Raw genomic sequence first — 13,098 nt, forward strand, 5'->3', positions numbered from 1 at the left:
GTTATGACGACAGCTGCTTCTCGAAGAACAGGTCTGGATAGGGATCGTCGTTGAAGCGGTCGATCTCCGTCCAGCCGGTGCGGCGATAGAGCTGGACGGCCTCGGCGAGCGCGCTGTTGGTGTCGAGGCGAAGAATGCTGATCGAGAGCGTGCGGGCAGCCTCTTCGGCCGCATCCATCAGGCGGCGGCCGAGGCCGAGGCCGCGCGCGGCGGGCGCGACCCAGAGCCGCTTGATCTCGGCGACATCGCCGCCGCTGCCCTTCAGCCCGACACAGCCGAGCGGCAGGCCGTCGGACAACGCCACGAAGAAAGCCCCGCGCGGCGCCATCATGTCCAAGGCATCGGGATCGCGCGACAGCGACACATCGAAGCCGCGTTCGAAGCGGCGCGACAGCTCGGCGTAGTACTCGCCGAGGCAGTAGCGCGACTGCTCGCCGCGCGGATCAACCTCGTCGATGGCGATGCGGCTGCGTCCGAGCGCGGCCGCGACCAGGTCCATCGCCGCCAAGAGCGCCTCGGGCTGCCCGTGACGCGCCAGCATCGATTCGGCCTGGGCGTTGGAGAGCGTCTCATAGGCCTCGAATTCGCGCCGCCCGGCGGCTGTGAGCCTGGCGACGCGGCGGCGCGCGTCGTCGGGATGCGGCCTGGTCATCACCAGCCCCTCCTCCTCCAGGCTGCGCAGCAGCCGGCTCATCAGCCCGGAATCGAGTGCGAGATAGTCGCGCAGCTCCGCCACGTCGCTGCGGCCATGGCCGATTGCATTGAGCACGCGGGCCGCCCCGAGCGGCCGACCGCGCCCGAGGAACGAGGTGTCGAGCGCGCCGACCTCCGAGGTGACGGCGCGGTTGAAGCGGCGGACGCGGGAGACGGGGTCGAGCATAGTATCTGACTTAAGTCAGATATTTCCGTCTGTCAATTGTGACCGTAGTCGAGTGCAGGCAGCCGCTCCAGCCTCTGTCGTCGTTGCCTGCGCAAGCAGGGCATCCAGTACGCCGCAGCGTTTCGATTGATCACAACCGTCATGTCCAGTCCGTGGGTACCAAAAGCATCCCCAAACAAAAAGGGCGGCCCAGCCGCCGGCCGAAGCCGGTTGCCGGACCGCCAGGTTTTCCCCGGGAGGAACTCAGTTCAAAAGCTTGGCGACGTTGTCCTTGGTGACGAGGTCGAGGCCGGTGTAGATCACCTCCGGCACCTTCTCGCCCTTCTTGATCGCGAGCAGCGTGTCCATCGCCTTCTCGCCCATCTCGAACGGACGCTGGCCGGTCAGCGCGTTGGAATAGCCGTCGCGCAGCAGCTCGAGCTGCATCTTCAGCGTATCGGCAACGACCAGCGTCAGCTTGCCAGCGTCGATGTCCTTGCGGTTCTTGTTGACGAAGGCCTTGTAGCCCTCGGGCGCGAACATCGGCCAGCCGCCGATCGGCACGATGGCGCCGAGATCCGGCGTCGCGGTGCGCAGATCGGCCATCTGCTGCACGGCGAGCGCGGGATCGTCGTTGCAGAAGGTCGGCGAGCCCGCCACTTCCGTCCACTTCGAGCCCTTGAGCGCCTCGCGCACGCCGTCGACGCGCTCGGCAAGGTTCTTGGCGCCGGGACCGCCGGAGACGACGGCGTACTTGCCGCCCTCAGGCCGGAGCTCGCGGAGCTGCTTGCCGAGCGCGAGGCCGAAGTCCTTGTTGTTGGTACCGATATAGGCAATGCGCTTCGAGCCCGGCGCATCGGCGTCGAAGGTGATGACGGGAATGCCGGCCGCCGTCGCCGCCTCGATCGATTTCGTCATCGATGGAACGTCGGCGACCGAGATGGCGAGGCCGTCGACCTTCTGGGTGATGAAGTCCTGGATGATCTGCGCCTGCGTGGCCGGCTCGTGCTCGACCGGGCCCTTGTAGATGCACTCGACATTGCCGAGCTCCTTGGCGCGCTTCAGACAGCCGTCGCGTGCGACGTCGAAGAACGGATTGTTCATCGCCTTCGGCACGATGGCGAAGCGGTATTTGGTCTCGGCCTGCGCCGGGGCCATCAAAATCGCGAGCGATGCGACCGCATAGAGCAGCTTCTTCATGGGTTTCCCTCCTCCATGTCTATCCCTGATCATTGTCTGTTCCGGGTGAGGATAGACGCGATTGTCACCCCGGCCAGTATTCGTCACAGCAGGCGCGCGCGGATACGATCCACAAGCACGGCGGCGATGATGATCACGCCGACCAGGGTCTGCTGCCAGTAGGAGTTGACCTGCGCCAGCACCAGCCCGTTACGGATCACCTCGAGCAGGACGCAGCCGACGATGGCGCCGAGCGGGCCTCCGAGACCGCCGGCGAGGTTGGCGCCGCCGATCACGGCCGCGGCGATCACGTTGAGCTCGTAGGACGTCGCCATGTTCGCGGGCGCCGATCCGAGCCAGCCCGAGATGATGATGCCCTGCAGGCCGGCGGCAAGCGCGCCGATCACATAGACCTCGATCTTCACCCGGGGCACGGAGACGCCGGTGAGCTCCGCGGCCTTCTCGTTGCCGCCGATCGCGAACACGTGGCGGCCGAACGCGGTGTGGTGCAGCACCAGCGCCATCACCAGCGCCAGCACGATGAGATAGATGAAGGGCGCCGGCACGCCGTACACATCGCCCTGCGTCAGCGCATAGAAATAATCGGCGTCGGGGCCGCCGGGGAAGCTGCCCTTGCCGTTCGAGATCACGTAGCTGAGACCGCGCACGATCGACAGCATGCCGAGCGTGGTCACGAACGGCGACAGCCCGAGCAAGGCGATGCAGGCGCCGTTGATCAGGCCGACCACCAGCGAAACCGCCAGGCCTGCCAGCACCGAGACGATCAGGATCAGGCCGGGCACGTTCGCGACCACGGTCTTGCCGTCCGCGGCGAGATGCACGAACAGCGACGACAGCGGCATCCCCGGCGTCGATAGCGTCGTCATCACCATCGAGGTGATCATCGCCGCGAAACACATCATCGAGCCGACCGACAGGTCGATGCCGCCGGTAATGATGACGAAGGTGATGCCGAGCGTCGCGATGGCGATGAAGGAGAAGTTCTTGGCGACGTTCTGCAGATTGCCTTCGGTCAGAAAATAGGGACTGGCGAAGCTCATCACGATGATGAGGGCGATGAGCGCCAGCGTGACGTAGGCTGTCTGCGAGGCGAACACGCCGCGGTGCCACCATCTGATGACGCCGACATTGGTGAAGGTGACGTCGGTGCCGGCGGAGCTGGTCTCGGATGGAACGGACATCACGCCGCCTCCTTGGCGCCAGTGATCAGCGCGGTCACTTCCTCGGGGCTGGTCTCGCCGACCGGCTTGTCGGCCTTCTTTTCGCCGCGGCGCATCACCACGACGCGATCGCACACCGCGAAGATGTCGGGCATGCGGTGCGAGATCAGGATGACGGCGATACCCTGTTCCTTCAGGCGATGGATCAGGCTCAGCACCTGCTCGACCTGGCGCACCGAGATCGCCGCGGTCGGCTCGTCCATCATCACCAGTCTGGCGTTGGACAGCCGCGTCCGCGCGATCGCCACCGCCTGGCGCTGGCCGCCCGACATGTCCTTGACGAGATCGTGCGGCCGCGTCTCGGAGCGCAGCTCGCGAAACAGCTCCAGCGCGCGCGCCTCCATGCCCTTGTGGTCGAGCAGCGCCAGCGGGCCGAAATTGCGCTTCAGCTCGCGGCCGAGAAACACGTTGGCCGCTGCCGTGAGGTTGTTGGCGAGCGCGAGGTCCTGGTACACGACCTCGATGCCGACGCTGCGCGAATCCATCGGGCGATGGAAATGCACCTCGCGGCCGCCGAAATGGATCGTGCCCTGGCTCGGCGGAAAATTGCCGGCGATGATCCGCACCAGCGTGGACTTGCCGGCGCCGTTATCGCCCATCAGGCCGACGACCTCGCCGGAGCCGATCGAAAGATCCACGCCCTGCAGCGCGCGGATCGCGCCGAACTGCTTGCCGATGCCCTTCAGCTCAAGGACCGGCTGCGCGGCGGTGCTCATCACGGCGCGCTCAGCGTCATTCGTCATCGTGCGCAGGCTGCTGTCGTCAGACATAGCGGTTCACCACGCTTTCGAGATATTCCTGCCGGCCGGACCGCGGCTGCGGATCGAGGCCGGTGTTGACGGCGCGGTCGGCGAGCTCGGCGAGCGAGCGGCGGCCGGCGAGGATCGCCTGCCCCTCGTCGCCGTCCCAGCCGGCGTAGCGCCGCGCCAGCGGCGCGGTCAGCGCGCTGTCGGTCAGCATCTCGTCGGCGGCGATCAGCGCCCGCGCGCAGGCATCCATCGAGCCGACATGGGCGTGCAGCAGGTCATCCGGATCGATCGACTGCCGGCGGATCTTGGCGTCGAAATTCAGCCCGCCCGTGGTGAAGCCGCCGCCCTTGAGCATGTCGTGGAACACCAGCGCCAGCTCCGGCACGTTCATCGCGAACTGGTCGGTGTCCCAGCCGAGCAGATCGTCGCCGCGGTTGATGTCGAGGGAGCCGAACACGCCGAGCGCCTGCGCCAGCGCGATCTCGTGCTGGAACGAATGACCGGCGAGGATGGCGTGGTTCTGCTCGATATTGAGCTTGACGTCGTTCAAAAGGTCATAGCGCTGCAGGAAGCCGTAGCAGGTGGCGACGTCGAAATCATACTGGTGCTTGGTCGGCTCCTTCGGCTTCGGCTCGATCAGCAGCGGGCCCTTGAAGCCGATCTTGTGCTTGTGCTCGACGACCAGCGCGACGAAGCGGCCGAGCTGGTCGAGCTCGCGCTTCATGTCGGTGTTGAGCAGGGTCTCGTAGCCCTCGCGGCCGCCCCACAGCACGTAGTTGGCGCCGCCGAGACGATGCGTCACCTCGAGTGCGGCACGCACCTGTCCCGCCGCGTAGGTGAACACGTCCGGATCCGGATTGGTCGCGGCGCCCGCCATGTAGCGGCGATGCGAGAACAGATTGGCGGTGCCCCACAGCAGCCGCACCTTGGCAGACGCCATCTTCTGCTCGAACAGATCGCCGATCGCATTGAGATTGGCAACCGACTCCTTCAGCGTCGCGCCTTCCGGCGCTGCATCGACGTCGTGGAAGGTGAAGAACGGCACGTCGAGCAGCCGGAACAATTCGAACGCCACGTCGGCCTTGGCCCGCGCCATCGCCATCGCGTCGTCGCCATGCTGCCACGGCCGCAGGAAGGTCTCGCCGCCGAACGGATCGCTGCCCGGCCAGCAGAACGAATGCCAGTAGCAGACCGCGAAGCGCAGATGATCCTCCATCCGCTTGCCCCGGATGACGCGATCCTTGTCGTACCAACGGAACGACAGCGGGCTGCGTGACTCGGGCCCGCCATAGCTGACGGTCGCGCCGGTCTGGAAGAAGGGGGCCTGGACGTTCACGACCTTACTCCTTGAGAGCAGGATAGAGCTTGCGCCATTGCGCGTAGGCGGCGTCATATGCCGCGCGCTGCGGCGCGCGGGGTTCGAAACTCTGCAGCCGCTGCGGCTTGCGGCAGACATCGGCCGGTGCTGCGCCGGTCGCGGCAAGACGGCCGAGCCGCGCGGCGCCGATGGCGGCGCCGACCTCGCCCTCCTCGACCCGGTGCACGGTGACGCCGAGCACGTCGGCCATGATCTGCGCCCACAACAAAGAGCGCGAGCCGCCGCCGACGAGATCGAGCTCTGTGATCGGCTGCGCGCTGCGCGCGAGCGCGGCGAACATGTCGCGTGAGGCAAACGCCACGCCCTCCAGCACCGCCTGCACGAGATCACCGCGGCCGGCTGCGCTGCGCAGGCCAACCAAGGCGCCGGCGGCATGGGCATCGTTGTGCGGCGTGCGCTCGCCGTCGAGATAAGGCAGGAACTGCACCGGGCTCGGACGTTCGACGCTGATACCGAGCGGCGCCAGCAGCGCGGCTTCCGGCGTCTCGAGAAGGCGGGCCAGCCACGCCAGCGAGGCCGCGGCCGACAGCATCACGCCCATCTGATGCCAGAGACCGCCGAGCGCATGGCAGAACGCATGCACGGCCGCTTCCGGCGCTGGCGCGAAGCGGTCGGTCACCCGGAACAGCACGCCTGATGTGCCGAGCGACAGGAAGGCATCGCCGGGCGTGATGGCGCCGAGCCCGATTGCGCTCGCCGCGTTGTCGCCGGCGCCGCCCGCGATCACGACGTCAGCGCCCATGCCCCAGCGCCGCGCCAGCTCGGGCGACAACGCGGCACTGCGCTCATTGCCCTCGACGAGGCGCGGCATGTGATCGAGACCGAGCCCGGTCGCCGCCAGCAGTTTCTCCGACCAGCGCCGCGCGCCGACATCGAGCCACAGGGTGCCGGCCGCATCCGACATGTCCTCGACCATCTCGCCGGACAGCCGATAGCGCACATAGGCCTTCGGCAGCAGCACCTTCGCGACCTCGGCAAATATCTTCGGCTCGTGCTTCGCCACCCAGACGAGCTTCGGCGCGGTGAAGCCGGGCATCGCGAGGTTGCCGGCGATGGCGTGCAGTTCGGGACAGCGGCGTTCGAGCTCGGCGCATTCGGCCTGCGAGCGGCCGTCATTCCACAGGATCGCCGGCCGCAGCGGCCGACCGGTGCGGTTCAGCAAGGTCGCGCCGTGCATCTGGCCGGACAGGCCGATGCCGCTGACGGCAGCGGTCTCGCGCGGACGCTCCCGCGCGAGATCGTCGACCGCGCCGATGACGGCCTCGACCCAGTGATCCGGATTCTGCTCGGACCACAGCGGCTGCGGATGCGACAGCGCCAGCGGCCGCGCGGCGCTCGCGATCAGCGCGCCCGTCTCGTCCTCCAGCACGGCCTTCACGCCGGATGTGCCGACATCCAGTCCGAGAAACACGTCTCCACTCCTCCCGTCGACCGCAAGGCGCTTCGGCGATCTGCCGTCGCCTCGAAACCAGCACCTCAGTCTCTTCTCATTCCGTGCTCAGGCCGACCGCGTCATCGCGGCCATCCGCTCACGGCAGATTGTCCCGCATCACGATGTCGATGCGGATCGTCTCCTGTTCGCTCAGGATCGGCTCGCCGCGCGCCAGCGCCAGGAGCACGCGCACCGCGGAGCGCGCCTCGTGTCCCGGGTTCTGCGAAATCGCCGCGTCCATCACGCCGTTCAACAGCAGCTTGCGCGTCAGTGCCGTCACGTCGTGGCCGACGAACACGATGTTGTCGGCGCGCCCCGACTCGGTCAGCGCCTTGGCGACGCCGGCCGTGCCAGCGCCGACATTGTAGAGCCCGACGATGTCGCGATGCTCGGTCAGCAGCTTGCGCATGAGGTGCTCTGAGCGATCGTCCACGTCATGCCCCTCAGCGACCGGCAAAACCTCAAGTTGCCGAAACTCCGCCGCCAGGACCTGGCCGAAGCCGAAGATGCGCTCGGCATGATCGCGCAGGCTTTGCGAGCCGGCCATGATCGCGACCCGCCCCGCCTTGCCGCCGGCGAAGCGTCCGACCAGCGCGCCCGCGGTGCGGCCGGCGGCGATGTTGTCGATGCCGACATAATGATGCCGTCGCGACGACGGCACGTCCGACACCAGCGTCACCACCTTGGCGCCGGACTCGACGAGATCGTTGATCGCCGCGCGCACGCTCGGATGATCGAGCGCCACCACCGCGACGCCGTCGACCTGACCGACGAGCTGCTCGAGCTTCGCGGCCAGCACGGCCGCATCGAACACGTCCGTCGTGACCACATCGACCGTGAGCCGGCGCGCGGCCATCCAGCTCGTCAGATCGCCGAGATGCGCCTGAATCTGCTGCATGAAGGGATTGGCGCCGGACGGCATCACGAAGGCAAAGCGCCGCGCGCGGGCACGGGCGAGTTCGGAGGCCGCCGCATGCGGCTGGAACGCGCTGCGCTCCATCGCGTCCTTGACGCGTCGCACCGTATCCGGGCGCACGCCCGGCCGGTTGTGCAGCACGCGATCCACAGTGGCGAGGCTCACGCCCGCCTGCCGCGCAATATCCCGCAATGTCAGCGGCGCGTTCATGCTCCTCCCCTTTGGGTTGAGGACCATAGCGCGGTTTTTGAGGTACGCAACTCATTTTTGAGGGCGGGCGGGGAAGCCGACAGACTGAGGCAGCCGGCGCCAATCCCGACAGCGCGTCCCCGATCGTCTGCCCCCTCCATCTCGAGCTGAGCGAAGTTGCACCAGCCGAAGCAGCCGCAGGCGGATGGGCACAAAGCCAATCGCCAGCCTGCCTCAAACCGCTCCCTGGGTATGGGTCCCGGCGTTCGCCGGAACCACAGCGAGGCTATCGATGCGTGGTGCCATCAAGCAGCGCAGGCGAACTGCGTCGCGTTGACCTCGCTCAGAACGGCAGCCCGACATAGTTCTCCGCCAGCGACCGCTGCGCGGCTTCGGACGAGAACAGATAGGCGAGCTCGGTATCCTGCAGTCTGTCGTCGTAGGACAGCCGGTCGGGGAAACGATGCAAGAGCGTCGTCATCCACCAGGAGAAGCGCTGCGCCTTCCAGATCCGCGCCAGCGCCCGCTGCGAGTAGCCGTCGATGCCGCGATCGTCGCCTTTCTTGTAGTGGTCGAGCAGCGCATGATAGAGATAGTAGATGTCGGACGCAGCCGAGTTCAGCCCGCGCGCGCCGGTCGGCGGCACGATGTGGGCGGCGTCGCCGGCCAGGAACAGCCTGCCGTAGCGCATCGGCTCCGCGACGAAGCTGCGCAGCGGCGCGATGCTCTTCTCGATCGACGGTCCGGTGATCAGACGGCCAGCGATCTCCGCCGGCAGCCGGCGCTTCAGCTCCTCCCAGAACGCGTCGTCGCTCCAGTCCTCGACCTTGTCGGTGAGCGGCACCTGGACATAGTACCGGCTCAGCACCTGCGAGCGCAGCGAGCACAGCGCGAAGCCGCGCTCGTGCTTGGCATAGATCAGCTCCGGCGACACCGGCTTGGTGCGGGAGAGCACGCCGAGCCAGCCGAACGGATACACCCGCTCGTATTCCGTCAGCTTGTCGTGCGGGATCGACTTGCGGCTGACGCCATGAAATCCGTCGGCGCCGATGATGTAGTCGCAGTCGATGCGGACGACTTCCTCGTCCTGACGGTAGGTGACGTAGGGCTTGTCGGAGGCAATGTCGTGCGGCGTCACGTCGGCCGCGTTGTGCACGACCTTGCCGCCGAGCTTGTCGCGGGCCTCGTAGAGATCGCGCGTCAACTCGGTCTGGCCATAGACCATCACCGAGTTGCCGCCGGAATATTTGTGCAGGTCGACGCGATCGAGCTTGCCGTCATGGGCGATGTAGAAACCGTGATGGATCTCGCCCTCGCGGTCCATGCGCTCGCCGCACTGCGCCTCGCGCATCAGCTCGGCAAAGCCGTGCTCGAGCACGCCGGCACGGATGCGCGACAGCACGTAGTCGCGGCTGGATTTCTCCAGGATGATCGTATCGATGCCCTGCAGATGCAGGAGCTGCGACAGCATCAGGCCCGACGGGCCTCCGCCGATGATGCAGACTTGGACTTTCATGGGCGTGTTCTCCCGGATTCGCAGACGCAGGCTTGTTGGGTATGCTTTTCAGTCGCGGATTTTAGCAAGGAATGCGCAGGGATCACTTGGATGGACGCGGCATTCTCTTGCACTTTTCCGACATCATGCCGCGATGCACAACGACCGCCGCAATGGTATCGGGCGGCGCCGATCAGCCTGCCGGCGGCGCCGCGTCGTCTCCGACGCCCATCGCACGGCGATAGTCGCGCGGGCTCGCCCCGGTGTGCCGCTTGAAGAAGCGGCAGAAATACGCCGGGTCCTTGAAGCCGAGCTCGAACGCCAGCTTCGACACCGGCGCCGCAATATAGGTGAGCCGCCGGCACGCCTCGCGCGCGAGCCGCGCATGCACGATGTCGAGCGCGGACTGACCGGTCTCGGCCCGCGTCAACCGATTGAGCCGCTCCGGCGTCATGCCGAGCTCGTCGGCGTAGCGCGCCACCGACCAGTGATCGCGGTGATGCGCCTCGACCAGCACGATGAAGCGGGTGAACAGCGCCGCGTGCCCGCTGCCGCGCCGCGCGCCTTGCGACTGCCGCGCGCTCTGCTGCGCCAGCCGCCACACGATCGAGCGACCGAGCCAATGCGGCACCGGCGAGGCCGCGGAATCGGCGGCGGCGAACTCGTCGGCGAGGTCGACGAACAGCGCGGCGATGCGCCGCGTCGCGACCGCCTGCGCGTCGAGATGCAGGATCTGCGCGGTTGCGAACAAGTCGCGCAACGCCTCGCCGGTCGCCGGGACGTCGCCCTCCACCACCGCCCGCGGATTGAACGTCAGCACATAGCCGTCGGTGTCGCGCGAGAAGCGGAAGGCATGGACGACGCCGGGGGGAATGATCACGGCGACCGGGCCGGTACAGCGCTCTCGGCTTTCGTCCAAGGCGATCTCGGCCGGACCGGCAGCGACCCAGAGGATCTGGTGGAGGCCATGATGGGTGTGCGCCTCGATCTCCCAGCGATACAGCTTGCTGCGCACCTGGATCGGCTCGACATGCAGCATGTCCGGCTGCGCGGCCGACGCTTCGCCGTACAGCGCGAACGCGGGGATCGATGGCTTGGTGCGAAAGCGGGGCATGAGCGAGAGCTAACCCTGAATGTCGGAAAAGTACAAGTCTTGGCCGGCTTTCGTGTCTCACGCCGCGGCCAAGGCTCGGCTAGATCAGTGAAAAGAACAACAACGACCACACTCAATGGAGAGGAGGCCCAACATGTTCGCGTTCGACCCGTATTCGCCTGCGGTCGATGCCGACCCGTTCCCGTTCTACAAGACGCTGCGCGACGAGCACCCCTGCTTCTGGAGTCCGCAGGCCCAGGTGTGGATCCTGTCGCGCTATGCCGATGTGGCGGCGGCCGGAACGAACTGGCAGACCTATTCGTCGGCCAAGGGCAACCTGATGACCGAGCTGCCGAACCGTGCCGGCGCGACGCTCGGCACCACCGACCCGCCGCGCCACGACCGGCTGCGCGGCCTCGTCCAGCATGCCTTCATGAAGCGCAATCTGGAGAGCCTGTCAGGCCCGATCCGCGACATCGCGCGCGACTGCGCCGAGGCGCTGCGCGGCCAGGACCGGTTCGACTTCATCGAGGCATTCTCGTCGAAATTCACCGTGCGCGTGTTGTTCGCCGCGCTCGGCCTGCCGCTCGGCGACGAGCAGACGGTGCGCGACAAGGCGGTGCTGATGGTGCAGAGCGATCCGGTGAGCCGCGCCAAGGGACCGCAGCACATCGCAGCCTACAACTGGATGCAGGACTATGCGGCCGGCATCATCGCGGAGCGCCGCGCGCGGCCGCAGAACGACCTGATCTCGCACTTCAGCATGGCCGAGATCGACGGCGACAAGCTCGACGAGCGCGAGGTGCTGCTGACGACGACCACGCTGATCATGGCCGGCATCGAGTCGCTCGGCGGTTTCATGACGATGCTGGCGTATAATCTCGCCGATCACGCGGAGGCGCGCCGGGCGGTCGTCGCCAATCCCGACCTGATGGCGGACGCCGTGGAAGAGTCACTGCGCTACAACACCTCGGCGCAGCGCTTCCGCCGCTGCCTGCAGAAGGACGTCACCCTGCACGGCCAGACCATGCGCGAGGGCGATTTCGTCTGCCTCGCCTACGGCTCCGCCAACCGCGACGAGCGGCAGTTTCCCAATCCGGATGTTTATGACATCAGGCGCAAGCCACGCGGCCATCTCGGCTTCGGCGGCGGCGTGCACGCCTGTCTGGGATCGGCGATCGCGCGCATGGCGATCAAGATCGCGTTCGACGAGCTGCACAAGGTCGTGCCGGACTATCGCCGCACCCAGGAGCAACTGCCCTGGATGCCGTCTTCGACCTTCCGCAGCCCGATGTATCTCGAGCTGACGGTGCATTAGTCATCGCAAGGACTAATGGCAGGCTCGCGCTCGCGCCTCGCTGACGGTACGCCCCCCTCGCCCCGCTTACGCCGGACGAGGGGCACCAACGGGTCTACAAGAGCTCAAACCAGCGCGCCGAGATCCGCTGCGCTGAAGCCCTTCAGGCCCGCTTTGTCGCCGGCCTTGATCTTGGCGACCCATTCGGCATCGCTGATCAGCGCGCGGCCGACCGCGATGAGGTCGAACTCCTCCTTGGCCATGCGCTCCAGCAGCGCATCGAGATCGGCCGTCGTCGACGGCTTGCCGGCGAAGGCCGAGAAGAATTCATCGGACAAGCCGACCGAGCCGACGCTGATGGTCGCAGCCCCCGTGATCTTCTTGGCCCAGCCGGCGAAGTTCAAGCCCTTCTCGCCGTCCACATCCGGGAATTCCGGCTCCCAGAAACGGCGCTGCGAGCAGTGCAGGATGTCGACGCCGGCCGCGACCAGCGGCTGCAGCCAGTCGGCCATCAGCGCCGGCGTCTCGGCGAGGCGCGCCGCATAGTCCTGCTGCTTCCACTGGCTGACGCGCAGGATGATCGGGAAATCGGGACCCACCGCCTTGCGGATCGCGGCGACGATCTCGCCGGCAAAGCGCGAGCGCTCCTTGATGGTGGCGCCGCCATAGCGGTCCTCGCGCTGGTTGGTGCCGGACCAGAAGAACTCGTCGACCAGATAGCCGTGCGCACCATGGATCTCGACGGCGTCGAAGCCCGTGCGCTTGGCGTCGGCCGCGGCTTGCGCGAATGCGGCAACGGTGTCGGCGATGTCGTTCTCGGTCATCGCGTTGCCGCGCGGCTTGCCGGGCGCAACCAGCCCGGATGGGCTCTCGACCGGCGCATCGGGCTCCCAGCGGCTCATGCCCTTGGTCGAGCCGGTGTGCCAGATCTGTGGCGCGATGCGGCCGCCGGCGGTGTGCACGGCGCTCGCCACGTTCTGCCAGCCGGCCAGCGCGGCATCGCCGTGGAAGAAGGGAATATTGGGCTCGTTGCGCGAGGCCGGGCGGTTGACGACCGTGCCCTCGGTGAGGATCAGCCCCACGCCACCTTCGGCGCGGCGGCGGTAATAGGCAGCGTTGGCCTCGCCGGGAACGCCGTTCGGCGCGGCGTTGCGGGTCATCGGCGCCATGACGATGCGGTTCTTCAGCTCCAGCGACTTCAGGCGAAACGGACGAAACAGCACGCTGGTATCGAGGTCGGACATTCAGGGGGCTCCATTGCGTTCGGAAC

General features: G+C 67.1%; 11 protein-coding genes. 1 reads left to right on the forward strand and 10 read right to left on the reverse strand.

The genetic code is table 11. The features are described from left to right. Position 1: 1 nt before the first annotated feature. The 9 genes from ACQR13_RS24290 to ACQR13_RS24330 form a co-directional block, all read right to left on the reverse strand. Complete coding sequence (locus ACQR13_RS24290) at positions 2-880, reverse strand: bifunctional helix-turn-helix transcriptional regulator/GNAT family N-acetyltransferase (RefSeq protein ID WP_434863310.1); 879 nt, start codon at positions 878-880, stop codon at positions 2-4. A gap of 243 nt (positions 881-1,123) precedes the next feature. Beyond that, the gene (locus ACQR13_RS24295) at positions 1,124-2,059 is read right to left on the reverse strand and encodes a sugar-binding protein (RefSeq protein WP_315715648.1); all 936 of its coding nucleotides are present in this window, start codon (positions 2,057-2,059) and stop codon (positions 1,124-1,126) included. An 83-nt stretch (positions 2,060-2,142) separates the two neighbouring features. After that, on the reverse strand, positions 2,143-3,240 hold the full coding sequence (locus ACQR13_RS24300) for an ABC transporter permease (protein ID WP_434843951.1): 1,098 nt from the start codon (positions 3,238-3,240) through the stop codon (positions 2,143-2,145). Further along, the gene (locus ACQR13_RS24305) at positions 3,240-3,995 is read right to left on the reverse strand and encodes an ATP-binding cassette domain-containing protein (RefSeq protein ID WP_315715808.1); all 756 of its coding nucleotides are present in this window, start codon (positions 3,993-3,995) and stop codon (positions 3,240-3,242) included. The genes ACQR13_RS24300 and ACQR13_RS24305 overlap by 1 nt, the downstream gene beginning before the upstream one ends. 46 nt (positions 3,996-4,041) lie before the next feature. After that, complete coding sequence (gene xylA / locus ACQR13_RS24310; protein ID WP_315767971.1) at positions 4,042-5,364, reverse strand: xylose isomerase; 1,323 nt, start codon at positions 5,362-5,364, stop codon at positions 4,042-4,044. 4 nt (positions 5,365-5,368) lie between these two features. Further along, positions 5,369-6,817, reverse strand: a complete 1,449-nt coding sequence (gene xylB, locus ACQR13_RS24315) for a xylulokinase (protein ID WP_315715645.1) — start codon at positions 6,815-6,817, stop codon at positions 5,369-5,371. Between the two features lie 118 nt (positions 6,818-6,935). Next, positions 6,936-7,964 carry a LacI family DNA-binding transcriptional regulator gene (locus tag ACQR13_RS24320; RefSeq protein ID WP_434863311.1) on the reverse strand — a complete coding sequence of 343 codons (1,029 nt, stop codon included), beginning with the start codon at positions 7,962-7,964 and terminating at the stop codon, positions 6,936-6,938. 322 nt (positions 7,965-8,286) lie between these two features. Further along, positions 8,287-9,459: a 4-hydroxybenzoate 3-monooxygenase gene (gene pobA, locus ACQR13_RS24325; protein WP_316226639.1), complete on the reverse strand. Its 1,173-nt coding sequence runs from the start codon at positions 9,457-9,459 to the stop codon at positions 8,287-8,289. A 172-nt stretch (positions 9,460-9,631) separates the two neighbouring features. Continuing rightward, the gene (locus ACQR13_RS24330) at positions 9,632-10,552 is read right to left on the reverse strand and encodes a helix-turn-helix domain-containing protein (RefSeq protein ID WP_434863312.1); all 921 of its coding nucleotides are present in this window, start codon (positions 10,550-10,552) and stop codon (positions 9,632-9,634) included. A gap of 133 nt (positions 10,553-10,685) precedes the next feature. Here ACQR13_RS24330 and ACQR13_RS24335 point away from each other — a divergent pair, with 133 nt between their 5' ends. Then, a complete protein-coding gene (locus ACQR13_RS24335; RefSeq protein WP_315767959.1) occupies positions 10,686-11,849 on the forward strand; it encodes a cytochrome P450 in 1,164 nt (387 codons plus the stop codon). Between the two features lie 104 nt (positions 11,850-11,953). On the opposite strand, the gene ACQR13_RS24340 is transcribed toward ACQR13_RS24335, so the two are convergent. Further along, on the reverse strand, positions 11,954-13,072 hold the full coding sequence (locus tag ACQR13_RS24340; RefSeq protein WP_315767957.1) for an NADH:flavin oxidoreductase: 1,119 nt from the start codon (positions 13,070-13,072) through the stop codon (positions 11,954-11,956). Positions 13,073-13,098: the final 26 nt, after the last annotated feature.

This window comes from Bradyrhizobium sp. HKCCYLRH3059, from assembly GCF_051168035.1.
Classification (GTDB): Bacteria; Pseudomonadota; Alphaproteobacteria; order Rhizobiales; family Xanthobacteraceae; genus Bradyrhizobium.